A 25855-nucleotide genomic window follows, 5' to 3' on the forward strand; every position below is an offset into this window, starting at 1 on the left:
TTGTAAAAAAAAATTGGTTTTGTGATAAATTTTTTAATATATTATTTTTGTTGTAACAATCAAAGTATAACGAGGTCTTTTATGAATAAGCTTATGCTTACCTTCGCTATGTCGTTCATGTTGCTGAGCACTTCTGCTATGGCGTTGACGATTAACGTTGAACCCAAGAAGGAGGAAAACACCCGTGTAGCACCTCCTCCGCCACCGCCACCTCCGGCAACGGTCCCTAGAACTTCGCCGGTTCCTCCTCCGCCTCCGCCACATTCTCAGTCAGCTGTGATTAGCTGTAAGTTTGCGGAACCGAGGTGCGATCGCAATGATAGAATTCATGCAGAACGTTACGACAACGATCAGAAAATGTTTAGTCGCGGCGAATGCATGCGTGGTGAAAAGGAACGCAATTTCGATTTCTATTGCAACAACGGTGACGTCTGGATGAAAATCGATTACCGTCGCGACCGTGCAGACCGTATCGAATGCATGGATCCGCGTACTAAGAAGTTCTTTGCCGCTCGTTCTATTCGCGAATGCGAAGACCTCCAGAATCGAGCCAACCGCCCGGAACCGCCGCGCAAGCACCACAAACATCGCGACTTCCGCTAATTGCTTGCGTTCCAATTTGCAAACCCCGAAAGCATTTGCTTCCGGGGTTTTTGCTATAGTAAATTGTTATAGTAAATGAAAATAATTTGCTCAAAAAAAGCGAGCCTCTAACCCTAGAGACTTGCTTTTAATCATTCGTTCTTAATGCAACGTCATAACAGACAGCGGAGTCGATTTGCCTTCTGTTGTTCATGAAAACGCGACCAAATAGCCGCTATTTCTCTATGCATCTGACAGAGAATGCGTTGTTTTCTTCGATGGCTCGTTCCGCATAACGTTCATTATAGCCGCCGATGGTTACGAAATTTGCAATATAGGTTGTTTCTTCTGTTGCTGTCCAAAAAAATGCGGACTTGTCCATATCTTCGTAAGCAAAGTGAGTGCCGTTTTGACCGGATGCTCCAAATGCTTTGGTGGCTTCACAGTATGGACTCCACATTTCGTTGTTGCCAAAGCAGATTCGCTGCCCGACTTGCTTGACCCTGAAACCGTTTTTCTTGCTGGAACCGAGATACTTGCTCAAAAAATTCCAGTCCTTGCGGTCGGGGAGCCTCCAGCCTGTAGGGCATGCGTTCATGGCGGCTTTCCACGTATAGAGACGACCGTACTTGTTGCAGTTCTTGTCGTCATCGTCGTAGCAGTAGCTGCCACGTGTCTTGTACGTGAGGTTTTCGGCAAGCCAATTGTGGTTTCCGATTTTTACGATTCTATAAGTATGTCCGTCGCGAGGATCCTTGAATGTTTTTTTCGAAGGCGCTTTTTTGGAGGGGGCGGCAATGGCGATACTTGTTACTAAAAGTGTTATTACTAATCCAAATCTCATAAGGTCAAATGTACAAAATTTGATTGCTGAAAAATTTTTATTTTATGAATTGTAGAGGTTTTAAAAGTTGCTAATCGAAGATGTAAAAAAATCAATTATAAGTGCAGGGTTCCGCGAGGGCGAAAAATTGCCTTCTGTGCGGAAAATGGCTGTGCGGCTTGGTCTTTCTGTGAATACGGTTCACAAGGCGTACAAGTTGTTGTCTGAAGAAAAAATCATCCAGCTGGTTCACGGCAAAGGATGTTTTTGGGGTGTTGCTCCTTCGTTCGATGTCAAGCCCGAAGAAAGCGTTTATTCTGTAGTCGAACGTCATTTTTTGAATGATTTAGATAGCGGATTTTTGAACGCATTCGATGAACTCCCTTCGTGCAAGGAACTTTCGAACCGTTACAATGTTTCGCCTTATATTGTCAAAAAGTTCCTTATGCAAAAAAGTGCACAGGGAATTTTGCGTCACGTCGGGCATCGTTTTTTCTTTAGTGAAGAACGCCCTGTTGAAAAGTCTGATTACGTCTTGTTTATCCATCGCTCGGACGAATTTGGCCGTTTGAGAATTGAATCGGAACGCGAGTCCGATGTGTTTCGCACATTTGCACAGATTGCCGCTGAGCAGAAAATTGCAGTAAAGTTTATCGGGTATCACGAACCATCGAATCAGTTCTATTTGTCGAACGGGGATTGCTATGCAATCAAGAACGAATTGCATTGTTTGGGCGTATTCCTTTCAACATGGCTAGTCGATGATGCGTCGAAACTTTTTGCTCATTTTGCAACATTCAAAAACCCTATTTCGGTGTGGTGGGAATATGCTCCGGATATGGTGCCCGTGAGTGCGAGAAACCGCAAAAAGTGGGCATTCTATAATGTTGCATTTGGCAAAGAAGCTGGCGTGATTGTCGGGCGTTACCTCAAGAGCAAAAAAGTGGGGCCTGTGCATTACTTGTCACCGTACCATGCGAGCTTTTGGTCGAAAGCACGGTTACAGGGTCTGCTTGATGCGGGTACGGACGTTGTTCCGCTTGTCGATGTACGTTTTGCTTCTCCGTTTGATTTGGCGGATACCGCAGAGCGTGAGGGCGTTGAACGTCAGGTGCTTTTGGACCGCATTTTGGAATCGCTTTTGAAAAACGCAATTTTGGATAGATTTGTGTGTTCAAATGACTGGGTGGCAGCTTCGCTGATTGATTACTTCAAGGCGAAAAAGTTACCGGCGCCGTACGTGGTCGGCTTTGACGATACGATTGAAAGTTATCGCTATGTTTTTGATTCGTTTGCGTTTAATGTCGGGACGATGGTGAAAGAAGCTATTTACCATATCGTTGCGCCGACCATCTATGCAGAACAGCGCCGCCAGATGCAAACCCCGCTCGGAAGAGTTGTCGAGAAACACTAGACATTACTGAATCCTTACGCCTTCGGTGTCAGGATGACGTTACGTGTTCGTCATTCCGAACGAAGTGAGGAATCCAGTTAAGTTTCGGAATGCGATAAAAATTAAACATCAAACTTCGCGGAGCAGGCGAGGAGCCCGAGCATATAAAGCAATCCGTCGTAGTAACGCCAAGTTCCTGTCGGAACTTCCATGTTCCACAAGTCTTCGGCGAATGGCTTGATGAGCGGATCGCCGGCGGGGAGTGCTATTGTTGCAGCTCCGTTCATTGCAATGAGGCCGCCTGTTGCTAGCCTTGCCTCGCGCGGGAATGCACTCCCGTCAACTCGCATGTCGGCGAGATACGGACGACGCCCGTGGAGGTAGCCGAGAATCTTACGGACTTCAGAAACTTCCCATTCGCTAACGTCGGTGCGTTCGCACTTGTCTTGCAATTTTGCGGCATCAAGCCCGATGTTCCACACGACGCGCCAAGCGTCACCGCAGAAACAATCGCTTTCTGGATGCCACGGTGTTTTCTTCGGTGAGCCATCAAATTCGCTGTAGTCGGCGGCAAGTCCCGTGACCGGGTGGCAAGCCTTTTTCAAGTAGGCGACGCTGTTGTCTGCAATTTTGTTCCAAATTTCATCGCCGCTGGCTTCGCCGTACATTCTGTAAAACGCGACTGTGTTGTAGCTCGGGTCGGTGTAATCGTTGCCCTTCATTGGCGAAAATCGCACGAGACCTGCATTCGCATCCATCATTGTATAAACATCGCCAGCTTGCGGCTTGTGTGCCATGTCGTTGATGAGCTCGACGGCGTCGCGTTTGTATTGTTCGTTTTTGAAAATCTTGGCAGCGAAAAGGAGCGCCGCGGCAAAGTATTCTTCGCCATCCGGGGCGGCACCCGGGTCCATCATCGTGAAATCGGCTGTTGATACCTGCCAAGCGTAATAACCGGCGAGGTCGCCTTCGGTGTTTTTCATGTATGTTTTGGCAAATTTCCAAAGCTTGTCAAAAAGGTCTTGCTTGCCGAGGAGTGCGGCAACCGTCATGCCGTAGCTCATGCCTTCGGAGCGGATGTCGTTGTGACCGATATCCACGATGTACGCCATGTCGTCGCCTTTGTCAAAGCAAATGCGTTCGTTTTCGCGGTCGCCTTCGAACAGTTGTGTGAAAGCCTTGTTGAGTTTAGCCTCGATTTCGGCGGGAGTCTTACCAATTTCTTCAAAAATGTTTCTCATGACAAGTAAAATAGAAATGTATTGGGTTACTGTCTTGTTTACAAGATGAAATATTGAAAAAGTGTTGTTGGTGTTTCCTATGGAACTATAAAAAAGGTGGTAAAAATTTTTGACCACCTCGGCAAGTTGATATTATGTTTTGCTATTCAATGTCTTTACTCAAGCTTTCTTGTACTTCTAGCATTATGATATAGACTTTATTAGTACTTAAATTGGGAGGATTGTTTAGATCCTCGATTTTTTTAACTCTTTCTTCGTTTTTTATAAGGTCGTCAACGGCTTTTGATGTGTCATAATCGCTGTATTTATAATCTAGTACAATAAGAAACTTATAATCTTGTGTTGGATCATGTTTGTCTTTTGTTTTTTTTATTGGGCTCAGTAAGCCGTTGATGTCTTTTTTTAATCCTGTTTTTTGGCTTCCTCCGTATTTCTTCTTTTCATAGGGGATGTTTGCCTTAACTTCGGCTGTGACGGATGAATAAACAAAATCATATCCGTTAGCGTTTACATTTACAATGCTGTTATTGTCTTTTAATTTTTTTATGTCGATGTTTTCAAAAATATTAGATGTATTTTTGAATAGTTTGGGTAGAACTTCTATAAATCTATTTGTTAATTCTTTTGTGATATAATTATTGATTGGACTTAATGCTTTTTTGAGTTCAAGCCATTTGCTTAGAGAAATATTTTTCTTTAGAGTCACGTCTTCTTTGACAACGTTTTTTATAGCATCTAATAATTTGATTTCATTTACCTTTACGTTATCATTTTTCATGTCAGACTCCTTGTGCTTCTGAGTAATATATAACAAAAAACGCCCGCATTACTGCGAGCATTTTTATAAGCTTGATTTTGGGCGGTCAGAAAGCTTTTTTGCTTATTGTAACTGCTCTCTAATCGCTCAAAACTATCAATTTCGTTATTTTTTTTCAATTACGTTTTGAAATACGCCTAGTTTGATTAAAAAAAATTATTTTTTTTGTGAATATGAAGTCTAAATTCGATTTTAACCACTTTATGAACCGCAAACAGTTGAAGCAGAAAGATGCTGCTTCTCTTATAGGAGTTTCTTGTGGTTTGGTTGGAATGTGGGCTTCAAACAAGGCTGTGCCGAGCTATGAAAAAATTGTAAGGCTTATTGATAACGGTGCGACTGCCGAAGAACTTTTTGGCAAGGAATGCGCTGATAAACTTCTCCAAAATTCCTCCGGCTTGTCTCAGCTTCCACCGGAAATGTCAAATGATCCCGGCATCCTTGTCGCTCATCAACAGGGGTTAGAAGACTTCGAGACCAAAGTCGCCACTCGTGTCAAGACCGAAATCCTAGCCGACCTCAAAAACATGGGCGTAATCAAGTAAGACTTCCAAAAGCTTTTGGAGAATTACACTTATGAGTGGAATTGATAAAAAGACCATGAATTTAGCGGATATTCAAAGCGAATATTTGGGTTTCCCGAATCCCTATAAAGATGCTCCGTCTTGTAGGTATGATCATCGTGCGCTCGTTGCTTACGCTCAAAAAGTTGGCAAGTCTATAAATGAATTGTCATACGAAGAAAAACTTGCTTTTGTGATAAAATAAAAAACGCCCGCATTTCTGCGAGCGTCTTTAAAAGCTTGAGTCTTTGCAACTCGAGTCGATTTTTTATTAACGAGAATAATATTCGACGACGAGCTGTTCTTCGAGCTTGACCGGGATCTGGTCGCGGAGCGGAAGCTTCACGAGAGTACCCTGCATCTTGCCGAGATCGACAGACAAGTATTCCGGAGCGGCGGCAGCAGAAGCGATTGCTTCCTTGATCTGCACGTGTTCCTTGGACTGTTCACGAACGGCAACCACGTCGCCAGCCTTGATGAGGCGGCTCGGAGAGAAGCTACGAACACCGTTCACAGTGAAGTGACCGTGTGCAACGTACTGACGGGCAGCGAAGATCGTACGGGCAAAACCCATGCGATAAACCATAGCGTCAAGACGAGTTTCGAGCAAGATCATCAGGTTATCACCTGCAGAACCTTCACGACGGTTAGCTTCCTTGTATGCCTTGGCAAGCTGAGCTTCGGAAATGTTGTAGGTGAAACGAAGACGCTGCTTTTCGACCAACTGCTGCTTATAAACGGAAGCAGACTTCTTGCGGGTCTGACCATGCTGGCCAGGTGCGAAGTTGCGGCGGTCGAGAGCCTTTTGAGTCTTCTGAGAAACGGCAACGCCGAGAGAGCGTGCTACTTTACCTTTAGGTCCGCGGAAGGAGGACATATTTACCTCTTTGAGGAAGCTCTTTGGTTACGCTTGCAAGTTGGCAGAGCTTGGCACGACTTGCAAGATTTGGACTACAAATTTAGTCAATTGTTTATGGATTGTCAACGGATTCGGTCGGCTCAACGGGCTGGATGGGTTCGGATGAGGCAGCCTTTTCTTGGCATTTTTCAAAGACAAACGGGTTGTGGTCGCCCTGAACCTTGAAAATGCGACGGTCGCGCTCGCATTCGCGTTCGGTGACAGGGTACATTTTGTCCCAAGCTTGGAATAGTTTGCGGTCTTGCTTGGAGAGCTTGACTCCGTAAGTCTTTTCCATGTAAAAATGCACGCGGGCAATAAGGCCTCGGACTTCTTTTCTCGGTTGGGCCTTTTTCTCTTGGAAGTCAATGATGGTTTCGCACTCTCCGTACATCGGGGTGGGGTTGTTCGTCCATTGGCTGAACATAAAGTTGCTGCGGTCTCCGTTCACTTCGCCGATGGCGGGGTAGAGGTTGTGCAGGTCGCCTTCCATTATTTTGAACGTAGTGTCGTTCGCGCTACAGTTCTTGCGACCGCCGTCACGCCAGCAGGGGAGGTGCTGCCCCATGTTGTGGGCGGTGACGATATGTTCCCATTCGATGCGTTCGGCTCGCTTGAAACTTTTGCGTTTTTCGTTTTCGCGGGGCTTAAAGTTGCAACTGCTGAAATCGACTGTCTTTTTGTCGATGTATCGGCAATCGCAGTAGAGCGTCCGCTGGAGGTCTCCGTAATAGATGCGTCTCATTTGTTTGCCCGCATCGCGGTAGTTGTAGTGTTGTGGGGCTGCTTCGGGATTCACCTTCGCAAATGAGAATGTTGAGAAAACGCAAAAAATCAAAGCGACAGCACTTGCTGATACTTTCATATAAATAACCCTTGATTTAAAATGTGAACGATTTAAATGTAATCATTTTAGTGGTTAGTAAACAGTGGTTAGTAAACAGGAAATGTTTTTAAGTGGCTAGTAAGCAGGAATGAATTTAGTGATTAGTAAACAGTGGCTAGTAAACAGGAATGTAAAAAGAACGTTCTATTTGCAATCCTAACCACTAACCACCAACCACTAATCACTTCCTACTTACACTTTCACTTCGTTCAAGTTCTTCTTTCGTCTCTCGTCTTTTTTCTAAATTAAGCCCATGCTTCAAAACGGATTGGAATATTTAAATTCCCGGCTTATGTTCGGGATGATGCCGGGACTTACTACGACTCGTAAACTTTGTGAAGTCCTCGGAAATCCTCAAAAAAAGTTTAAGACGATTCATGTCGTGGGGACGAACGGCAAGGGCTCGACGAGTTATTACTTGTCTGGAATTTTGCAAGCGCATGGTCTCAAGACGGGACTTTATACGAGTCCGCATTTGGTAAGCATGCGCGAACGCATCCGTGTGAACGATTTGCCGATTGACGATGAATCGCTAGACCGCTTGATTATGCAGGTCAAGGCGGCTGCCGAAGAAGCTCAAGTGGAGCCGACGTTCTTTGAAGTGTTGACGATTGTCGCGTTTCTCTATTACGCTGAACAGCAAATTGATGTTGCCGTTTTGGAAGCGGGCATGGGCGGTCGCTTGGACAGCACTGCCGTTGCCGATGGTGAACTGATTGTGCTCACGAGTATTGGACTGGAACACACCGAAGTTCTCGGTAGCACAGAATCTGAAATCCTCAAAGAAAAAATGGGTGTTGCCGGTTCTGCACAAAGTATTCTCTCGAACGGTTGCCGCAAGACATTTGTTGTGGGCGGACTGAACGATGCGTTAATTGCCGAAGCTAAGGTATTTGCATCTTCGCACGGTTGCTCTTGCGTCGTCCCTAAAATCCGTAATGATATCGAACTTCCGAATTTAGGACAACATTACATTGAAAATGCAAGCCTATCCTTGAAAGCGGCGGAGCTGTTCTTGCAAAGTTCGCACGACCATTCTACTGCGGATGCTGTTGCGAATAAAGGAATTGTATATAACGATACGCTTGCTCTCAAGATGCTTGCGACGCGTTCTTGGGCGGGACGTATGCAAAAATTGATGGACCGCAACGGCGTAACTCAATTTATTTTGGACGGAGCTCATAATTCCCATGCGGTCCGCCGCTTGGTCGAAGCGTTGGACAAGTATTATCCGAATCAAAAATTCCATTGCGTATTCGGGGCGCTGCGCGACAAGGATGTGGGCGAAATGCTCAAGCTCATGGCCCCGCATGTGAGCCATTGGCATATCACGCGTACGCCGTACCCGCGATTCCGCGAACTTGAAGATTTACAGAGCGAACTTGAAAAGCTTGGGTTGAACGTTGCAAGTGCAGGTGAATTTTCCCGCGAATATTTGGACGAGGTGAAAGCCTGCGTTATGGATGGTTCGCCGGTTCTTATTACCGGGAGCCTCTATATGATAGGCGCGACGGTGCAAGCACTTAAGGATGACTTTGACGGGCTTGCATTTTTCCGTGGCATGGAACCATCGACGAACGAACACCGGTAATGCTGATAAACTTCGGTAAAGCGGAATCTATCGCAGTCGCGTCATTTTGCACCCAAACGAAAAACCCCGACACATTTGGTCGGGGCTTTAAATTGGATTGAAATTTAAACGGGATTAGTCTTCAATTTCATCGAGTTCGGCGTATGCCTTTTCAGCAGCGGCACGGACCTTTTCGGCTTCGTCCTTCTTTTCCTGTTCTTCGAGCATCTTGATGTATTCGGAGACGAGGTCGGAGTCAAGAGTCATGACTCCATAGACCTTGAACTTGCCGTCGGGAGTCGTTTCAACCTTGACGTCGCCGAGTGTGGCTCCGTTGAGACGCTGGCTTACGGTCGTCTTGGAGGTGCTCTGGAAGTGTTCGGCGATTTGATCGCTTACGTCTTCCTTGAAGTTCTTGATAAGAGCCTTGGTGTGTGCGTCGATGGACTTGGCGAGATCGACACGAGCATTCTGGTCTGCTTTTTCAAGGGCTATCTGTTCGTCAGCGGATTCGCCGATGCCGATACCAGCCGGGATATGCTGCTTGAGATAGGATTTCTTCTGCATCTGCATTTCGATGAGAAGGCTAGCTTGCTTTTCTTGCGGGGTCTGCTGCGGGGGATTGCTGGAACAGCCTGCGAAAAGAGCTGCAAGAGCGAGGCATGCGAACAGTTTTTTCATTTTTAGATCTCCTTGGATGTTTATCCATTTTGTTTATGTGATTTTAATATACAAAAATATTTTGACAAAGATGTACTTTTCTTACATTTGTTAAAAAAAGTACTGATACTTGATTTTTTATTTTTTTGTTTTTGTATCTTGTATCCGTACTCTGTAAAAAAAAATAAAATTTTGGAGGTTGTTTTGAACAATACAGTTCCTGTCTTGCAGATGATAGCCCAATCTGATATTGTTACAATGATTATTCTTGGAATTCTTGCTTTTATGTCGCTGGGTTCCTGGGGAATCATTATCGTGAAGTTCTTTAAACATAAGTCGAACTTGCGTGCAAATTCAGCTTTTTTCAGGGAGTTTTCTAGAATTAAACGATTCTCCGATTTGCAAAAGCTATGTGATGTTTCTAAGAATAGCGCACTGCGTTTATTGAGTGCCGAAATTCTGAAAGAAGCATCCAAGTTTAAGGGCAAGGTGACGTTTGAATCCATTCAGCACCGAGCATCACTCCTTGAAGATGCCATCCAGCGTTCCATTGAGGGCATTCGTATGGGCGAGGACCGCTATTTGACGTTCCTTGCGACAAGCTCAAATTTGGCTCCGTTCTTTGGACTGCTGGGTACCGTTTGGGGTATCATGATTGCATTTTTCCAAATCGGGCATCACGGTTCTGCGGACTTGACGGTTGTCGCGCCGGGTATTGCTATGGCTCTTATTACTACGGTGGCGGGCCTTGTCGTTGCAATTCCTGCTTCTGCCGGGTATAATTATTTTACTTCGTGTAACGGAAAAAATGAAACTTCGTATTATAATTACGGGTCTCAAGTTTTAAGTTTATTTAAGAGAGGGGACTTGCTGACTGTCGAAGGGGTTTCCGAGGAGGATGCGTGAAACGCCGCCGCCGTAAAGACCTTAAGCAGGAACTGAACCTCACGAACATGATCGATATCGTGTTCGCCATCTTGATTGTATTTATCTTGTGTGCACCGTTGATGAGCCAAGGCGTAAAGGTCAATCTCCCGAAAGTCGAAGCTCCGACGATGGAACAGCAAAAATTATTGAAGGTATCCATCACCAAGAATCTTGAAATTTTCATTGCCGACATGCAGGTGGATATGGAAAGTTTCGAGAGCATTTTCAAGTCGCTGTGGAATGGCGAAATGGCTGTAGTCATCAACTCTGACGAGGCGGTAAGCTACGGCTTTGTGATGAAGGTGGTGACGCAGGTACAAAAGCTTGGCGTGACAAAGCTTGGATTCCTTACGATGACTCCCAAAGATGAATTGAATAAATGAATAGAAATAAGGAACAAATTCAGTATTTCTCGACGAAAGACGACGGAACGATGATAAAAATCATCGTGTCTGCCGTTGTATTTCATTTGGTTGTAGTCTTTGTTCTGTACGGTTTGCATTGCATTGATACGAGTAAGCCTGCCAAGGAAATACCCGTGTTTGAACTTGTTCAAATAGACGAACCGGTAAAGCAGCCTGTAGTTGCAGAAACTCCTTTGGAGCCAGAAAACGAAACTCCGAAGGAAGAAATTCCGCCGGAACCCCCGAAAGAGGAAATTGTGCCCGAGGTACCTGTAGAAACGCCTAAGGAAGAATTGCCTCCTGAGCCTGTCGTGGAAACGCCGGCAGAACCTGTGGTGGAAAATCCGCCGCCAGAGTTGCCGCCCGAAACGCCTCCAGAACCGGTGCCGGAGACAGTTACTTCGAAGGAACCTGCGGTAGAACCGACTCCAGAAAAGAAACTTACGCCGGAAGCTCCTCCAAAGCCCGAAGAAAAACCTGCTCCTGAGATGAAACCGGATACGCCGAAACCAGTGCCTGTGCCGAAGAAACCTCCGCAGCCGGAAAAGGTAAAACCTGTTGAAAAAGCGAAGCCAGAAAAAAATAAGCCAGTCGAAAAACCGGCGAAAAAAGTTGTAGAAAAGAAGACAGAGACGAAACCCGCCAAGAAGCCAAAGGAAAAAGATGATTTCGACATCAATGACTTGGATTTGCCGAAATCGTTCGAATTGCCTAGTTTGAAGGCGGTGAACCCGATTGACATGGATCCTTTGATGCAGGTGTTCTTGGAACGTGCAAAGCAAAAGATTATGAGCAATTTCAATCCGCCGAACGGACTTTCGATTCCGCGTGACGCAAAGACTACAGTGCAGTTCTCCGTGGAACGTTCTGGACAAATTACGGCGGTACTGCTCAAGCGTTCTTCGTCGAACAGCACTTGGGATCACTTGTCTGTCCGTGCTGTGAAAATTTCGAAGTTGCCGGAATTGCCTCCGACGTATAGCGGTTCAAGTCTTGTGTTGCAGTTTAACTTTACGCCGAACTAAGGAAGTTGACAGTGGTTGGTGATTAGTGGTTAGGGTGGCTGATGAAAATGCATGGTCGTTCTAGAGTGCTCGCTGAACGCGATAGAATCTAGGCTAGTTCGAAGGATATATTGAGGTTTATGATGAAAAAGATGAAGTTGTTAGTTGCTTTGATTGCGATGGCACTTGCTGTGCCTTCGTTTGCGGCGATTGATACGATTGCCGTAGATGTCGGAATTTCTGTGTTCAAGACGATGCCGATTGGCATTGTGCCTTTCGAAGAAGAGTCTGCAATCAAGTGGCCGAGCGAGGCTCCGCATAAGATTCTGGCCCGTGATGCGAATCTCTCCGGGCGTTTCGAGGCAGTTCCGTCGGATCGCTTTGACTTGGTGCTTTTTAGCAAAAAGCGTGCTCGCCAGTACGTGACCGGGAAAGCGGAAAAACTTGCGAATGGAAAAATCAAGTTGGACTGCTTTTTGTATGCGGCAGAGACGAAGGATGTGCTGCTCGGCGAAAGCTATACTGTGAAGCCTTACGAAGTGCGTCAGGCGATTCATTCGTTCTTTGACAAAGTCGTTTATCGCTTGTTTGGTGAACGCGGTGTCGCTTCGACGAAACTTGCTTACGTGTCGAAAATCGAAGGCGTGAAGCAAGTCGTGATTTCGGATTACGACGGTTTCTCTCGCAAGCAGATTACTCGCGATTCCTCTATCAACATGATGCCTGTGTGGCAGAAAGGTAACAAGGGACTCGTCTATGTGAATTTTAGGAACAATCGCCCGAGCCTTTATTCCATTGCGTTTGGCGGCAAGGAAACGCCTCTCTTTACGCAGTTTACGCAGACGTTTAGCCCTGCGGTGAATCCGAAAACGGGAGAACTCCTTTTTGCTGTAACTGATAATGGCAAAACGGAACTTTATCGTGGCGACATGAAAAAGGGAACGGCCCAAAAGTTCTTGCATCTGAAATCGAATCAGGTGAGCCCTTCTTGGAGTCCGTTTGCAAGCGAAGTCCTGTTCACGAGCGACCGTGGAGGCTCTCCGCAAGTTTACGCTGTAGGGAAGGACGGTACGGACGTGCGTCGCATTACGTACATGGGCCATTATAACGAACGTGCTAGCTGGTCCCCCGAAGGCGACCGTATTGTCTATACTTCGATGGATGACGGCAAGATGAATATTTATACGTGCGCACTTGATGGAACGGATATTGTGCAGCTGACATCTAATGCCGGAAACAATGAACACCCGTCCTGGTCGCCCGATGGTAAGCTGATTGCGTTTGCCAGCGACCGCGGCGGCAATTATCAAATCTATATTATGCGTAAAGACGGCAGTGGCGTGACTCGGATTACGAACGGTAGCGAAAATACGTCGCCGACTTGGTCTTGGTATTTTGACGAGAAAAAGAAAAAATAAGGGACGAGGTAAGTTGTGAATAAATTATTGAAATGGACTTTGATGGCGGCGGTTGCTGGACTTGCGTTTTGGGGGTGCAGCAAGGAAAAGCCTGAAACGGACCCTTCTCCGAAAACGGATGCGGACGTTCCTGCGGATTCGTCGCTGAATCTTGAAGCGCTGATTGCAGATACTTTGAGTGCAGATTCTCTTGCTCGTCTTGAAGCGGAAAGGCTCGAAGCGGAACGTGCTCGTCTGGAAGAATTGATCAATCAAGTGATGCTTGATGATGTGTATTTTGATTATGACCGTTCGGAATTGACGGAAAATGCAAAGCGGTTGCTGGCTCAGGTTGCTGAAATCTTGGTCAATGAAAACCGTTTTGTGGTTATCATTGAAGGCCATACGGATGCTCGCGGAACGGAAGATTACAATATCTCGTTAGGGGCTCGCCGTTCGATGGCTGTTCGTGAATTTTTGATTGCTTATGGCGTTGAAGGAAAAAGGCTTGTTCCTGTAAGCTTTGGCAAGGACCGTCCGAAGGTTTTAGGAGCGGATGAAGCTGCTTATTCCAAAAACCGCAGAGCTCATTTCCGTGTAATTATTGAGTAGGAGTTGAATCGTGAATTTGAAAACAGTTACTTTGGGTGTTGTTCTTGCTTCGTTTATGCTTTCGGGATGCAGTAGCATTACTGTACTGCGTACAAAAGAAATGAAAGCGGTTGGCGATGAAGTCATGGCGAAGAACGATTCTGCGTATAAAGCACTTTCTGTAGAGAATGAATCGCTGCGTGCACAGCTCGATAGCGTGAAATCGCAACTGGATGCGGCCTCGCTCTTGCAAAAGCGTTTACAGGCGGAAGTGACGATGCTTTCGAAACGTGTGAGTGATGAATCGGTTCGCCACGATACGCGTCAAGAAGAAATCATTTACCGCCTCGATTTGCTGCTTGGCAAGTCCGACAAGATTTTGGCGAAGAAAGTCGTGGTGAGCGGAAATGCGGCCAGCACTGTTATTGAGCCGGATGCCAATGCCGAAAAAATGGTCGAAGCCGAAACGATGTTCAATACCGCGCATTCGGATTACCACCGTGGCGAATACAAGCTTGCATACAACGGCTTCAAGAAAGTTTACGAGCTGATGAAAAAAGGCGAAATGGCCGAGGGGGCTCTTTACTGGATGGCTCTTTGCTTGATCGAAGCGAAGCAGCCTGAAAAAGCTAAAACTTTGCTTGCAAACTTGGTGGATTCGAATCCGCAGGGGATAAAGGCTTGCCCTGGCATGTACAAGCTGGCCTCGCTTTACGGCGACGAGTGCAACTTGGATAAAAAGAAACAGTATTTGCAGATGATTATTTCGAACAATGCGTGCGTATCGACTCCGGAACTGGAGCAGGCGGCGCTGGCCTTGCAAGAAATGCTAGACTTTAAATCTACGGATGGTAAGACTGCTTTAGATATTTGCTTGGAGCAGAAGAAGTAGGATTTAGAGACTGGTTAGTTGCTGGAAACGATTAGGGCGACTAGGCCTATAAACATGGCTACCTTTACAAGCTTTTGGGCTTGGCGGTAGCTTTTTTTGTGGGCAAAAATGAGGGTTGCTGCAAATAGGGGTGTGAGCGAGATTCCCGTGATGATGAGGAACAACAGCGGGTAGTTCTGCCTGAACATCTTGTCCATGCAGAATACCGGGATGGGGAGCGAAATCCAGGTCAAGAGGACAATCGCTCCAGCGAGCCTGTTTGCTGTTTTGGAACCGGCAAAGAGCGGAAACGTCATGATGCCTGCTTTGCGGTCGCCAGCTTCGTCTTCGAGGTCCTTGTAAATTTCACGTGCCGCAGTGAGCAGGAATGCAAATGGAATTGCCGGGATTATGGCCCAGATGTATTCGTCTGGATCACAGTTCTGCTCAAAGAGAATCGTGTAAATGCCTGCGAAGAAGAGTGGTGTCGTGCAGAGGAACGCGACCGTCAAGTTCTTTACAAGCGGGATATGCTTGAGCCACTTGTTGTAGGCAATCAGGAGAACTGCGAGCAATATGAAAAAGCCCAGTGAGGCGAAATGGTCCGCAAGCCCGCAGGCGAGAGTCAAAATGGCCATGGTGATCCAGGCTATGCGTGCTGCTTTCACCGACACTTTCCCGGTTACAAGCGGGCGCTCCGGGCGGTTAAGCTTATCGCTTTCGAGGTCGAGAATATCGTTCTGGATGTTCGCAAATCCAATGGCGAACGCAAATGCGAGAGCCTGCGCGATTAGGGGGTAGCCAGGCTGGTGTCCTAGCAATTCATAGCCGACAAGCAACGTAATCACTGCGATTACGATGTTGACGGGACGAGTCATTTTAAAAAGCGTGCGGAGTGTCGAAAGCATAGATTTTCTTTTAATAACAACAAAATAAAAGACAAAAAAGCCTTTATCAACAGATAATTTAAAAAATTGTCTAAATTACATGAATAACTAATTTCGATTTTTCCTAACCACCAACCACTAATCATCAGTACCTAACCTTTAACAACTTCTTCCTTCCTTCCTACTTCCTACCGTCTACTTCCTACTAATTTCTATCTTTACGCTATGCCTTTTTTCACGAAGAGTAATTTGGAAGATTTGAGGAAGGAAGCTGAACAGCTTTCTATTTGCGTTGAACATTTCTTGTATGCTTCGGAGCATATTCCTGAAGGCGACTGGAAAACGAAAGGTTTTTATGACAATTGCATCGAAAAATGCAACGGTCGGTTGAAGGCGATTCATTTTTTGATGGAGTCTATTCGTCGCGGACGACCTGTGACTGAAGAAGAACTGGAAGAATCTAGAGAGCTTGAAGAAGAAAAACTTTCTAAATTGTCGAAACATGCGAAATAACGATTTTGATTCCGATGAACAAGAAGCTCCCTTGAAGAGTGTCCGCACGTCACGGCGCGAACACCGGAGCCGTCGTATTGACGTGATGCGAGAATTGGAATCGGGAGTCGTTGACGAACGTCCGATTAAGGAGCGTTTCAGCCGCGAATTTAAAAAGGCGAAAATCAAACGCATCAAGAATCCGGTTGAGAACATCGGCGAAGAAAATTGCGTCGAAGGCTTGGTTCTAGAAGTTCATCGCCGCACCTGTGAAGTACGGTTATTAGACGAAAGAACGCCCGCTGCTGTGGGCTACAGACTAGAGACGAAAGATAATCTGGAAGATGACAACCTTCATGATTCTCACCCCCCAGAGGGCGAAGCCCGACCCCATAGCGAAACGAGCCCACTTCCTACTTCCTACTTCCTACCGCCTACTGTAACCGCCATGTACCGTGCGACGACGTCTAAGACGCTTGGGGAATTCCCTGCGGTGGGCGATCGCGTGTTGCTTGGGCTTGTGAACGACGGTGATGACGAAGGCGATGGCGTAGGTTCGCAAAAGTACTGCGTTGTCCGTGTGCTTCCGCGAAAGAGCGAACTCAAGCGTCCGGGGCCGCGTGATAGCTTTTACAAACAGCAGACGCTTGCGGCGAATATTGACCAGGTTGTCATCGTTGCAAGCGTGACGCAGCCGGACTTCAACTACGGCTTTATGGATCGTTTTTTGCTGGCGGCGAACTTGAATGACTTGCCGTTTGTGCTCGTACTCACCAAGATGGATTTGTTGCCGAATGGTGAAGTGGATCTTTCTAGCGACATTCGTGACTTCATGAAAATTGTGGATAAGGTGATCCCGGTGAGTGTCAAGAGTGGCGACGGGCTCAACGTTTTGCGCGACGAACTGATTGGCAAGTCTTCTGTGTTTAGCGGAATGAGCGGCGTTGGAAAATCTACGTTGATCAATGAACTTGTGCCGCATGCCGAACTGCGTACGGGAGATGTTCGCGAACGCGATGGCAAGGGTCGCCATACGACGACATCTTCTAGCTTGTTCGATTTTCCTGGGGGCGGTTATGTGATTGATACGCCGGGCATCCGTAGCATTGGACTTATGGACTTGGAACCAGAGACGTTAGCTAAAATATTCCCAGGCTTTTTTGAAGATGATCATTTTACATGCAAGTTTAGTAACTGTAAGCATCTCAAGGAACCGGGGTGTGCTGTGCGTGCTGCGGTAGAATCGGGCAAATTGTCCGAAGCCCGCTATGCGAGCTATGTTCGAATTTTGAATTCAGGAAAATAAATTTATGTCTGATTATGTTGTAAAAATCGCTCTTGTTGCATCCATCGTTTTGATGGGTTATAACATTTCTGAATTTGCGGCTAGTTTTAAGACTGTTAGTGAAAAGGCTGGTGAATTCTTGAATCTCGTAAAGGCTAATGCTGCAACGGATTCCGATTTGCGTAGATCTAATCTATTCCTTTCATGTCTTTTATCCATGGGCTATGTGGCTTTGGTTTACTTTTCAGATGTCGTTGCTTGGATAGTCATTTTGGTTGTTGTTAAATTGCTTTTTACGTTGTTTATTTCTGATAAACTTTTAATTCAAGTTTTGCGAGATGGAACTCTTTCCAAAAAGAACTACCTTGTTTCAAAATTTGATGCACTTTTTAATGCGGTGATGGGCTTTGCCTTTGCCGTGATTTTGGTACTTTAATATGAAAAAAATGAATCATAAATCCTTTAATTTTGTAAAGTGCATGGCGATTGCACTTGTTTTGGCTCTTGTGGGTGTTTCTTCGTCTTTTGCCCAACGATCACATTCTACTGGCCGTGATTTACCGACGGCTTCAAATCCGCTGGGGCCGACAACGGCTTCTAATGGAGCGGGAATGATGAGTATGCAGCTTCCTTTGTTTTTGGGTGGGGCTTTTGGTCTTGGCTCTGGTGCTGGAGTTGGTGACAATGGACATGGCGTAGGACTTTGCCAAATCAAGCCGATGCTGGGTGTTTGGTTGCCGGGATATGCTTTTTTGCGTCTTGGTTATGGCTTTACAAGCTATGAAGAAAAAGATGACAATGATAAAAAAATTGAAGTTGAAAATTCAAATTTTAGCGTAGAATTGGGATCTCACCTTTTCAGTGAATTTTATGTCATCGGCTCGTATTCCAGAGCGAATGCGTTAAGCGAAAATGGTGACGTTTCATGGAACGAATGGAGCTTGGGCATAGGTTCTTTCTGGCCTGTTTTTTCACGAACGTTCTTGATGTTTGAAATCGGTCATTATTGGGTTCGTGAACATTATGATCCGTTCGTGGATAAGAAGGTTTCGGGCCGTCGATTCCAAATGAACTTTGGATTTGTTGTGTTTGTCTATTAATTTAGCTAATGCTACTTGCAAATGTTTTTTGCATATAAGTTTGTGCGAGAATTTTCATGAAGAATGTTGCTGTTTTGGGTGGTGCTTTTGACCCTGTTCACATGGACCACATGCGTGTGGCGAGAACTTGTCTAGAACGTGGATTTTGTGACGAAGTTTGGTTTATGCCGAGTCCGGATCGTTGGGATAAAATTCTGAAGGCGAGTCCCGAAGACCGTTTTGCAATGCTTGAACTTGCTTTTTCTGGCGACAAACGTTTGGTGCTTTCGGACTTGGAAATTCAACAGGGCGATTTCCGCGGCTCTTACGTTTTTTTGATGAGCCTCAAGGAAAAATTCCCGGATATCAATTTCCGCCTGCTCACAGGTGCTGATACTTACGAAGGCATTCCGCATTGGCGTGACCCGCTCAATTTTTACGGAACAAATTACAATGGACATTTACTGTTGCGCGATATTGAGTTGATTGTCTTTGCTCGAAACGGATACCCGCAACCAGATGTGGAACAACATAATCGAAAAGGTTATGCTCCGCTTTTTTGGCTTGGCCCGGAACAGGGCTTTAATGGTGTTTATTCAAGTACCGCCATCCGCAGAGCGCTCTTGCTAAATCGGAACGTGCGCCCGCAAGGTCTTGAACCATCCGTTTATGACTACATCATCAAGCACGACTTGTATAGGGAATAAAATGGGCAAGGCTCCATCGGATATGTTTTTTGAAAGCGAAGTGCGGCCCGAATACGAAGGTCGCCTTTTGCTCGATTCCCTAAGCGATCGTTTCACGTACCACAGCCGCGAAGATTGGATAGACCGTTTGACTCGCGGTCTTGTGACGATTAACGGTGTTGTTGCAAATGTCGAAACGATTGCACATCGCGGTGACAAGGTTGTGTATCACGTCGAAAACTACAGCGAACCCGAAGTGCCGACGGATTTTGAAACGGTCTTTGAAGACGATGAATTTATTCTAGTTTCAAAACCTGCGGGTGTCCCGGTACACCATACGGGCCGCATTTTTTACAACACGTTTGCTGCAATTATCCGTCGTGAGTTCGATTCCGAAACGGCAACGCCGATGCACCGCCTTGACCGCGATACGGGTGGGCTTATCTTGTTTGCAAGGTATGGGGAAACGGCGGCCCGCTTCCAGAAAAATCTCGACCGCATTTTGCTCCGCAAGTTCTATCTCGCGGTTGTGCGTGGAAAATTCCCGGAAGGCGAAGTTGAATGCAAAATGCCTTTGCGTGAAGATCCGGAGGACCCTATTCGTTTGCGGATGCACCATCGTGCGGACGGCAAGGAATGCTTTACCCGCTTTAAGCTGGTGCGTCATTTGAATTGTCCGGAAATAGCTCCCGAACTTTCGCTTGTCGAAGCGGAACTCATCACAGGCCGCAAGCACCAGATTCGAGCACACCTTGCAGAAATGGGCTACCCGATTGTGGGCGACCGCTTGTACTACCGCGACGGGTTCTATTACGAAAAGCTAGCCCAAGGCGGCGAACTTACTGACGAGGATATCAAGGTGCTTGGAGCGCATAACCAGATGCTTTTTGCGTATAAAGTTGAACTCCAACTCCCGTACTGGAAAGAACCCCGTGTGTTCGAAAGCCATGCTTTCCCCGAAGACATGAAACAACTGCTGGAACAATAAGTCCGCCCTACTGCGTCATCCTGAACTGTTCCCATAACGTCCTGACCTTTCTTTTAACGTCATCTTGAGCGAAGCGAAAGATCCAGTCAAGTCTTGTGTTCAAAATTACGGAAAAAACCTGTTTTTTACATAAAAATCGCAAAAAGGTGCAAATTTTTTCGCTGCATCTTTGTATTTTATAGCACATGAAATTTTCATTCCTTCCTAAAGTATTGTTGTGTCTGGGGCTTACGGGCGTTTTTGCTGTAGCTCAAGAAACTGTGGAAAGCGTACGTCGCCAAATCAAGGCGGTCGAAGCCGAAACTGCTCGCGAAAAATCCATGCATGATGCTGAAAAGAAACGCCATGCTGAATTTGTTGAAGTCGGTCGCAAAAAGGTGCAGACACTTTCTGCGCAGAATAAGTCGCTAAAGGCCGAAATTGATTCGCTTAATGTCGAACTCAAGAAAATCTCGACGGCACGTTCCAAGACGAACGGCTCGATTCGCTTCTATGAAGGCAAAAAGACGAAGTACGCCGATTCGCTTGCAACGGTTATCGACTCGCTGGTGCCGTTCTTTGAAGCAGATTTTCCGTACCGCACGGACGAGGCCGTCAAGAGCATTCAGGAAATTGCAAGCATGCTCCACAAGGGCTTGATCGAAACGGACGATGCTTTGAACCGCACGATGGAAGTCTTTTACGACCGCATCCGCTTGGGATACACTACCGAAGTTTGGAAGGGCTTTTTGCAGGTGGATGCACGCAACGTCGCAGGAACGTATTTGCGTTACGGCGCTGTCGCTTCGATTTTTGTCAGTAACGATGGCAATGACGTGCTGTTCCTCACGAGAGCCGGCGAAGGCTATGCTTGGAAGAACGTTTCCGAAGACCTTGCGATGCGAACCATTCTCAAGGACGTGATGAAGGTCGCCGAAGGCAAGACCGCTCCGAGACTTGTGACCATTCCAGTCTCTTTCCCGAAGGAGGCTAACTAATGTTTAGACGAGAGAACAGTGTATTTAGACGAAAGAACGGTGCTTCGCACCTTCAGACGAAAGACGAAAGATTGTCAACTTCGATTTGTCATCCTGAGCGAAGCGCGAAGCGCGGAGTCGAAGGATCCAGTGCACGTTTCCTTTTACCTCTTGTAGTTGCTGCCTTCGCATTTTTCACGCCTGCTTCTTTTGCCGCTCAGAATACGGAAATTGATGCCGTTAAGAAGCGTGCAGAACTCAACAGTGCCAAGGCGGACCTCGAAGAAGCTCGCCGCAAGCGCGACATGGCTGTGGCCGCTCGTTGGAAGGACCGCGAAACGTTCAACAAGGAACGTGAACTTTTTAATGACAAGTATCAGCTCGGCAAGGAGCGTGTCGATGCATTGATGTCCGAACGCACTCGCTTGCTCGAAGATGTTCGCGTGGCTCGCGAAGACTTGGCTCAAGTCAAGCTTCAGGCCGAAAAGGCTCGTGCCGAATACCTCTCGCTTGCCGCTGGCCCTGAACGTTTAGAAATGCTTGCGAAGTTCCAGGAACAGGGCGTGCCGTTCAAGATGACTGAACGCATCGAGGCGCAGAACAAGGTCAAAAAAGAAATGGGCCTTTATCGCGACGACCCGCTCCGCATTGCCCGTGCGATGCTCGATGTCGCCAAAAAAGAAATGATGTTTACGCGTGAAGTTCGCACCGAAAAAGCAGACCTTGTGTTCGGTAGCTCCGTTGCTGAAGGCGATCGCATGCGTTTGGGCGGCCTCTTTGCGATGCAGATGGCGAAAGTCACCGACATTAACGGTTTCCATCCGTCGGCATTGATGCTCCCGGTCGCAGGCGAAAAGAAGCGTGTCTATAGCTGGCAAGAAAATCTTTCTCCTGAAACGCGTAAAGATGTGGCCAAGGCTTTTGCCGGTGCCGCTGATTCCGCATTCGTGATGGTGCCGGTCGATGTGCTCCTTAGCACGGAACTTTCGAGTGAGCTTGCAAACCATCAAGAAACTACGTGGAAAGAAGACTTTGCGGAGTTCTTCCACAACGGCGGAATTTTGATGTACCCGATTGCGGCGTTGTTCATTCTCGGTCTTTTGATTTTCCTCGTTCGTTTTGTCTGGCTCCTCGTTTTGGGCTTTGGCGGCCCCGCAGCTCGCAGGGCGAATAAAGCGCTTGCCGCTGGCGACGTGACGGTAGCGACCGCTGAATCTGAAAAGGCTCACGGCGAAGTGGGGAAGGTGTTGCGTGCTGTGCTCGGAAAAAAATTCAAGGACCGTGCAAGTGCCGAAAAATCTCTCGAAGTTTTGTTTGCTGGCGAAGTGCCGAAACTTGAAATGGGCCTCAGCTGGGTTTCCGTTTTTGCGGCGACAGCTCCGCTCCTCGGTCTCTTGGGTACGGTCATGGGTATGATTGAACTTTTCAACGTCATTACCATGCATGGCACGAGCGATCCGAAACTTTTGGCTGGCGGCATTTCCATCGCTCTTGTGACGACGGAAGCTGGTCTTATCGTCGCGATTCCGTTACAGCTTTTGCATACGCTCCTCGTGAACGTCGCAGATTCTGTCCGCACTCGCATGGAAAAGACGGGCCTTGCCGTGCTCAATGCCATTTGGATCAAGGAAAAGGATTAAGGAATAATGGACGAATATTCCGTCATCGAAGCGACCATGAGCATCTTGCTGCGCGGCGGCTGGGTGCTGCTCCCGCTGTTCCTCATCGGGTGGCTTGGGTGGTTTTTGATGTTTGAACGGTTCGGCTATTATCTTATGCTGAAAGGGCGTTCGACCACGAAGTTCTTCAAGGATTTGGATGCGGTAGGCGAGGACGCTGCTTTTGCGAATTTGGACAAACGTCGATTCGGGTATTTCCGTGCTTTGGTCAATAACGTGCGCGATTACCGCAACGAAGGTCCTGTGGCTGTGCGTAATGCGATGATGGCGACTCGCCATAGCTTGGATGTAAGCCTTTCGAAGTCGCTCAAGACGATTGTGACGTGTGCGCAAATTGCTCCGTTGCTTGGGCTTTTGGGAACGGTCTCCGGCATGGTGCATACGTTCAAGACGATCCAGCAGTTTGGCTTTGGAAACCCGGTGCTCTTGGCAGACGGCATTTCCGAAGCGCTCCTCACGACGCAGGCGGGCTTGCTTGTCGCGTTCCCGTTGATGTTAGTTTATAATTACCTCGAAAGCCGAGTGGATTCTATTGGTGATTTTGCCTGGGGCGAAGCGCTCAAGTTCGAAGAACGTTGCTTTGCCAAGGAGGTTAAATGAGTTTTATTCGTAAACGTTCGAGAGGCGGTAATGGCATTGATGTCTCGCCGATGCTCGATATGGTGTTCATCCTTTTGATTTTCTTTATCGTGACTTCTACGTTTACGCGAGAAACAGGCGTGGATGTGACGAAACCGAAAGCGAGTACCGCGAAGGAACTTGCAAAGGAAAGCATTTTGATTGGCGTGACCCGTCAAGGGACGATTCACATCAACGAAACGCAGGTGAACCTCTCGACTTTGCAGACCGTGCTCCGCCAGATGATGGCCGAAGCGCCTGACCGTCCGGTGATTATCGTGAGCGACCGCGATGCACCCAACGGTGTTGTTGTCGATATCCTCGATGAATGTAATTTGGCGAAGGTGAGAAAAGTCTCCATCTCCGCAAATAAGGAGGAGTGAATTTAGTAGACAGTAGACGGTAGGCAGTAGACAGTGAGTCTAACTTCCTACTTCCGACTTCTAACTTCCTACTGCTTATGCTTGATTTTTGTGCTAAATATTTCCGATTTCCGGTGGCGTTCGTGCTCTCGTTTGTCGTGGGTGCGGTGTTCTTCCTTGCGATTCCGGTCATCAATGTGTTGTTCTTTGATAAGGGAGCCAAGTCCGAAAAGGTTCTCGAAGAAGTGACCGAAGTCGAAGTTCTCGTGAGCGAAAAGAAGCAAGAGGTCAAGCAGAAGGTTATCCGTACTGTCGTGAATCCGAATCCCTTCAAGGTCTCGGCTCACATGGGTGTTTCGCGCAGCCAGAATTTCCAGATGGATTTGTCGCTTGCTCGTGGTGCCGCTGGCGATGGTGTTGCCGTAGATGCTGGCAATATGGAAAACGTGATTTACGAAGCTGGCGAAGTCGATGAACAAGCTCAAGTGCTTCGCGAAATTCAGCCGAAGTTCCCGGACCGCGCCAAGAAAATGGGCGTGTCGGGTTACGTGAAAGTGTTTATTGTGATCGATGTGAACGGCGATGTGACGCAGGCGCAGGTGCTCACGCAAGACCCTGCGGGTTACGGCTTTGATGTCGAAGCGCTCAAGGCTATACGTCAGTGGAAATTCTCCCCGGCTCAGTTACGGGGCTTCCCAGTAGCGCAGAAAGCTACAAAGGAGTTCCGTTTTGTTAAGTAGGTTGTCAGGTATGAGGTATGAGGTCGCCTTGCGTGCGCAAGGCTTTGGGCAAAGCGTTATAGAAAAGTTCAGCAAAAATGCCGGAACTGTTAATGCCCATACCCCAAAGCGAAGCGTGCTTACGGCTATATTTGCAAAAGTTTTTTCATTAAGTCGTCATTCTGAGGCAAATGCCGAAGAATCTAGGGCTATTTCTATTAAGAAACTCTTCCTACTTCCTACTTCCTACTTCCTACTGCTCTTTTTCCTTGCGCTGCCGCTGCATGCTGCCGATGATTTCTTCTTCAAGGCGAACGAACTTTACGATCAGGGGCGTTACAAGGAATCGGTGAAGTATTACCGTGCGGCGATTGACGACGGACGCTACGAGCCGTTCGCGTGGTTCAACTTGGGCAATGCCCTTGTGCAGCTCGGCAAAAAAGAAGTCGCGATGGTTGCGTACAAGCGCACTGTTGAACTGCTCCCGGATTTTGTGAAGGCTTGGATGCTTCTCGGCGACCTCTATTATCTTGCCGAATCTCCGAGTGATGCGATTGTCGCCTACAACCGTGCGATTGAACTTGGGACGGAAATGGACCACATCCATTTTGCCCTTGCGGAATGTTATATGAAGGGTAGCGACTGGACGCTTGCGCAAAAGCATTTTGAACGTGCGCTGGCGTTGAACCCGGATCGCATGGATGCTTGGTACGGCCTTGCCGAAGTCTATGAAAAACTTGGCGATTATGAATATGCCGTGAAGACGCTCAAGAATGCGCTCCAGATGACAGCGACCGCTGGCGCCGACGTGCATTACACGCTCTCGTATTACTACCGCAGTATGGATTCTACGCGGCTCGCGCTCAATGAAATGGAAAATGGCATCATGATGGATCCTGAAAACGTTTCCGCTCGCCGCTATCTCGCGCAGATGTACGTCAAGAACGAATCCCCGTGGATGGCTATTTTCACGCTGGAAGAAGGTCTCCGCCACAAGAAAGGAATTGCGGACTTGAACCTTGATTTAGGACAAATTTACTTTACGCAAAAACGCTACGACGAAGCGTTTGAATGTTACATGAAGGCTTGGCGTGCCGGTAATTCTCAGGGCCGCATTGGTGCCGAAAACGTCGGCCACATTTTCTCGAATGCCGGCGACACCGAAAAAGCTGAAACCCTCTACGCCCGCATCCGCGACAAGAAATGATGCTTTATGGAATGAAATCGTCATCTTGGATGGTATGAAGCGGAGTACGTTAAATGTTTGCAAAATTTGACAATCTTCGTGTGTTTGATGCTGCAAAGTCAGCATTTGTTTTTACCCTTTTTTGTTTTGTGATGACTGGGTGCGATTATGGTTATCCCAAAATTAGAGTTTACAATGATGCGTTATCACCTATTGATGTTTGTGGTGATTATTATGAACGTCGCTTAATAGGTGATAATCCACAGGATTCCGCATGGAGTGAAAAAGTGA

General features: G+C 47.1%; 31 protein-coding genes. 24 read left to right on the forward strand and 7 right to left on the reverse strand.

Annotated elements, in window-relative coordinates; translation table 11 throughout:
* Nucleotides 1–81: 81 nt before the first annotated feature.
* Entirely contained in the window at nt 82–603 is a 522-nt protein-coding gene (locus IKG78_RS15360) for a hypothetical protein (RefSeq protein ID WP_290945061.1), read from the forward strand.
* 214 nt (nt 604–817) lie between these two features.
* Here the strand turns inward: IKG78_RS15360 and IKG78_RS15365 are convergent, their stop codons facing one another.
* Nucleotides 818–1426, reverse strand: a complete 609-nt coding sequence (locus tag IKG78_RS15365; protein WP_290945064.1) for an FISUMP domain-containing protein — start codon at nt 1424–1426, stop codon at nt 818–820.
* A 67-nt stretch (nt 1427–1493) separates the two neighbouring features.
* Between IKG78_RS15365 and IKG78_RS15370 the strand changes: the two genes are divergently transcribed.
* The gene (locus IKG78_RS15370) at nt 1494–2819 is read left to right on the forward strand and encodes a GntR family transcriptional regulator (protein ID WP_290945067.1); all 1326 of its coding nucleotides are present in this window, start codon (nt 1494–1496) and stop codon (nt 2817–2819) included.
* Between the two features lie 101 nt (nt 2820–2920).
* On the opposite strand, the gene IKG78_RS15375 is transcribed toward IKG78_RS15370, so the two are convergent.
* Together IKG78_RS15375 and IKG78_RS15380 are read right to left on the reverse strand one after the other, a co-directional pair.
* Nucleotides 2921–4039, reverse strand: coding sequence for a glycosyl hydrolase family 8 (locus IKG78_RS15375; protein ID WP_290945069.1), 1119 nt, complete (start codon nt 4037–4039; stop codon nt 2921–2923).
* Between the two features lie 142 nt (nt 4040–4181).
* On the reverse strand, nt 4182–4817 hold the full coding sequence (locus tag IKG78_RS15380; RefSeq protein WP_290945071.1) for a hypothetical protein: 636 nt from the start codon (nt 4815–4817) through the stop codon (nt 4182–4184).
* A 212-nt stretch (nt 4818–5029) separates the two neighbouring features.
* On the opposite strand from IKG78_RS15380, the gene IKG78_RS15385 reads away from it, so the two are divergent.
* Nucleotides 5030–5401 carry a helix-turn-helix transcriptional regulator gene (locus tag IKG78_RS15385; RefSeq protein ID WP_290945073.1) on the forward strand — a complete coding sequence of 124 codons (372 nt, stop codon included), beginning with the start codon at nt 5030–5032 and terminating at the stop codon, nt 5399–5401.
* A gap of 31 nt (nt 5402–5432) precedes the next feature.
* Nucleotides 5433–5624 carry a hypothetical protein gene (locus IKG78_RS15390; protein ID WP_290945076.1) on the forward strand — a complete coding sequence of 64 codons (192 nt, stop codon included), beginning with the start codon at nt 5433–5435 and terminating at the stop codon, nt 5622–5624.
* 66 nt (nt 5625–5690) lie between these two features.
* Here IKG78_RS15390 and rpsD read toward each other — a convergent pair whose 3' ends face one another.
* Together rpsD and IKG78_RS15400 are read right to left on the reverse strand one after the other, a co-directional pair.
* Nucleotides 5691–6296 (reverse strand): 30S ribosomal protein S4, encoded by a 606-nt coding sequence (gene rpsD, locus IKG78_RS15395; RefSeq protein WP_290945078.1) that lies wholly within the window; start codon nt 6294–6296, stop codon nt 5691–5693.
* A 94-nt stretch (nt 6297–6390) separates the two neighbouring features.
* On the reverse strand, nt 6391–7182 hold the full coding sequence (locus tag IKG78_RS15400) for an endonuclease (protein ID WP_290945080.1): 792 nt from the start codon (nt 7180–7182) through the stop codon (nt 6391–6393).
* Nucleotides 7183–7456: 274 nt separating this feature from the next.
* Between IKG78_RS15400 and IKG78_RS15405 the strand changes: the two genes are divergently transcribed.
* The gene (locus IKG78_RS15405; protein ID WP_290945082.1) at nt 7457–8794 is read left to right on the forward strand and encodes a folylpolyglutamate synthase/dihydrofolate synthase family protein; all 1338 of its coding nucleotides are present in this window, start codon (nt 7457–7459) and stop codon (nt 8792–8794) included.
* Between the two features lie 114 nt (nt 8795–8908).
* Here the strand turns inward: IKG78_RS15405 and IKG78_RS15410 are convergent, their stop codons facing one another.
* Nucleotides 8909–9454, reverse strand: a complete 546-nt coding sequence (locus IKG78_RS15410; protein ID WP_290945084.1) for a hypothetical protein — start codon at nt 9452–9454, stop codon at nt 8909–8911.
* A gap of 183 nt (nt 9455–9637) precedes the next feature.
* On the opposite strand from IKG78_RS15410, the gene IKG78_RS15415 reads away from it, so the two are divergent.
* The 6 genes from IKG78_RS15415 to IKG78_RS15440 all read left to right on the forward strand — a co-directional run bounded on the left by IKG78_RS15415 (nt 9638) and on the right by IKG78_RS15440 (nt 14648).
* Entirely contained in the window at nt 9638–10339 is a 702-nt protein-coding gene (locus tag IKG78_RS15415) for a MotA/TolQ/ExbB proton channel family protein (protein ID WP_290945086.1), read from the forward strand.
* The gene (locus IKG78_RS15420) at nt 10336–10743 is read left to right on the forward strand and encodes a biopolymer transporter ExbD (protein ID WP_290945088.1); all 408 of its coding nucleotides are present in this window, start codon (nt 10336–10338) and stop codon (nt 10741–10743) included. The genes IKG78_RS15415 and IKG78_RS15420 overlap by 4 nt, the downstream gene beginning before the upstream one ends.
* Nucleotides 10740–11789 carry an energy transducer TonB gene (locus IKG78_RS15425; protein WP_290945090.1) on the forward strand — a complete coding sequence of 350 codons (1050 nt, stop codon included), beginning with the start codon at nt 10740–10742 and terminating at the stop codon, nt 11787–11789. Before IKG78_RS15420 ends, IKG78_RS15425 begins: the two co-directional genes overlap by 4 nt.
* Before the next feature lie 131 nt (nt 11790–11920).
* Complete coding sequence (locus IKG78_RS15430) at nt 11921–13186, forward strand: translocation protein TolB (RefSeq protein ID WP_290945092.1); 1266 nt, start codon at nt 11921–11923, stop codon at nt 13184–13186.
* Between the two features lie 15 nt (nt 13187–13201).
* Nucleotides 13202–13777 (forward strand): OmpA family protein, encoded by a 576-nt coding sequence (locus tag IKG78_RS15435; RefSeq protein ID WP_290945094.1) that lies wholly within the window; start codon nt 13202–13204, stop codon nt 13775–13777.
* A gap of 10 nt (nt 13778–13787) precedes the next feature.
* A complete protein-coding gene (locus IKG78_RS15440; protein WP_290945096.1) occupies nt 13788–14648 on the forward strand; it encodes a tetratricopeptide repeat protein in 861 nt (286 codons plus the stop codon).
* Nucleotides 14649–14662: 14 nt separating this feature from the next.
* On the opposite strand, the gene IKG78_RS15445 is transcribed toward IKG78_RS15440, so the two are convergent.
* Nucleotides 14663–15535 (reverse strand): geranylgeranylglycerol-phosphate geranylgeranyltransferase, encoded by an 873-nt coding sequence (locus IKG78_RS15445; RefSeq protein ID WP_290945098.1) that lies wholly within the window; start codon nt 15533–15535, stop codon nt 14663–14665.
* Between the two features lie 228 nt (nt 15536–15763).
* Between IKG78_RS15445 and IKG78_RS15450 the strand changes: the two genes are divergently transcribed.
* The 13 genes from IKG78_RS15450 to IKG78_RS15510 all read left to right on the forward strand — a co-directional run.
* Nucleotides 15764–16027, forward strand: coding sequence for a hypothetical protein (locus IKG78_RS15450; protein WP_290945100.1), 264 nt, complete (start codon nt 15764–15766; stop codon nt 16025–16027).
* Complete coding sequence (rsgA, locus tag IKG78_RS15455; RefSeq protein ID WP_290945102.1) at nt 16017–17312, forward strand: ribosome small subunit-dependent GTPase A; 1296 nt, start codon at nt 16017–16019, stop codon at nt 17310–17312. The genes IKG78_RS15450 and rsgA overlap by 11 nt, the downstream gene beginning before the upstream one ends.
* A gap of 4 nt (nt 17313–17316) precedes the next feature.
* The gene (locus IKG78_RS15460; RefSeq protein ID WP_290945103.1) at nt 17317–17727 is read left to right on the forward strand and encodes a hypothetical protein; all 411 of its coding nucleotides are present in this window, start codon (nt 17317–17319) and stop codon (nt 17725–17727) included.
* A gap of 10 nt (nt 17728–17737) precedes the next feature.
* Complete coding sequence (locus IKG78_RS15465; RefSeq protein ID WP_290945104.1) at nt 17738–18391, forward strand: hypothetical protein; 654 nt, start codon at nt 17738–17740, stop codon at nt 18389–18391.
* 56 nt (nt 18392–18447) lie between these two features.
* A complete protein-coding gene (locus IKG78_RS15470) occupies nt 18448–19077 on the forward strand; it encodes a nicotinate-nicotinamide nucleotide adenylyltransferase (protein WP_290945106.1) in 630 nt (209 codons plus the stop codon).
* A 1-nt stretch (nt 19078) separates the two neighbouring features.
* On the forward strand, nt 19079–20044 hold the full coding sequence (locus tag IKG78_RS15475; protein ID WP_290945108.1) for an RluA family pseudouridine synthase: 966 nt from the start codon (nt 19079–19081) through the stop codon (nt 20042–20044).
* Nucleotides 20045–20229: 185 nt separating this feature from the next.
* Complete coding sequence (locus IKG78_RS15480) at nt 20230–21021, forward strand: DUF3450 family protein (RefSeq protein WP_290945110.1); 792 nt, start codon at nt 20230–20232, stop codon at nt 21019–21021.
* On the forward strand, nt 21021–22640 hold the full coding sequence (locus IKG78_RS15485; protein ID WP_290945112.1) for a MotA/TolQ/ExbB proton channel family protein: 1620 nt from the start codon (nt 21021–21023) through the stop codon (nt 22638–22640). The genes IKG78_RS15480 and IKG78_RS15485 overlap by 1 nt, the downstream gene beginning before the upstream one ends.
* A 6-nt stretch (nt 22641–22646) precedes the next feature.
* A complete protein-coding gene (locus IKG78_RS15490) occupies nt 22647–23279 on the forward strand; it encodes a MotA/TolQ/ExbB proton channel family protein (protein ID WP_290945114.1) in 633 nt (210 codons plus the stop codon).
* Nucleotides 23276–23680: a biopolymer transporter ExbD gene (locus tag IKG78_RS15495; protein ID WP_290945116.1), complete on the forward strand. Its 405-nt coding sequence runs from the start codon at nt 23276–23278 to the stop codon at nt 23678–23680. Before IKG78_RS15490 ends, IKG78_RS15495 begins: the two co-directional genes overlap by 4 nt.
* Nucleotides 23681–23757: 77 nt before the next feature.
* Nucleotides 23758–24399 carry an energy transducer TonB gene (locus IKG78_RS15500; protein WP_290945118.1) on the forward strand — a complete coding sequence of 214 codons (642 nt, stop codon included), beginning with the start codon at nt 23758–23760 and terminating at the stop codon, nt 24397–24399.
* 10 nt (nt 24400–24409) lie between these two features.
* Nucleotides 24410–25585 carry a tetratricopeptide repeat protein gene (locus IKG78_RS15505; protein WP_290945120.1) on the forward strand — a complete coding sequence of 392 codons (1176 nt, stop codon included), beginning with the start codon at nt 24410–24412 and terminating at the stop codon, nt 25583–25585.
* Between the two features lie 53 nt (nt 25586–25638).
* A partial coding sequence (locus tag IKG78_RS15510; RefSeq protein ID WP_290945122.1) for a hypothetical protein occupies nt 25639–25855 on the forward strand: 217 nt, incomplete at its 3' end.

Origin of the sequence: Fibrobacter sp. (assembly GCF_017545445.1) — a bacterium.
Taxonomy (GTDB): Bacteria; Fibrobacterota; Fibrobacteria; order Fibrobacterales; family Fibrobacteraceae; genus Fibrobacter.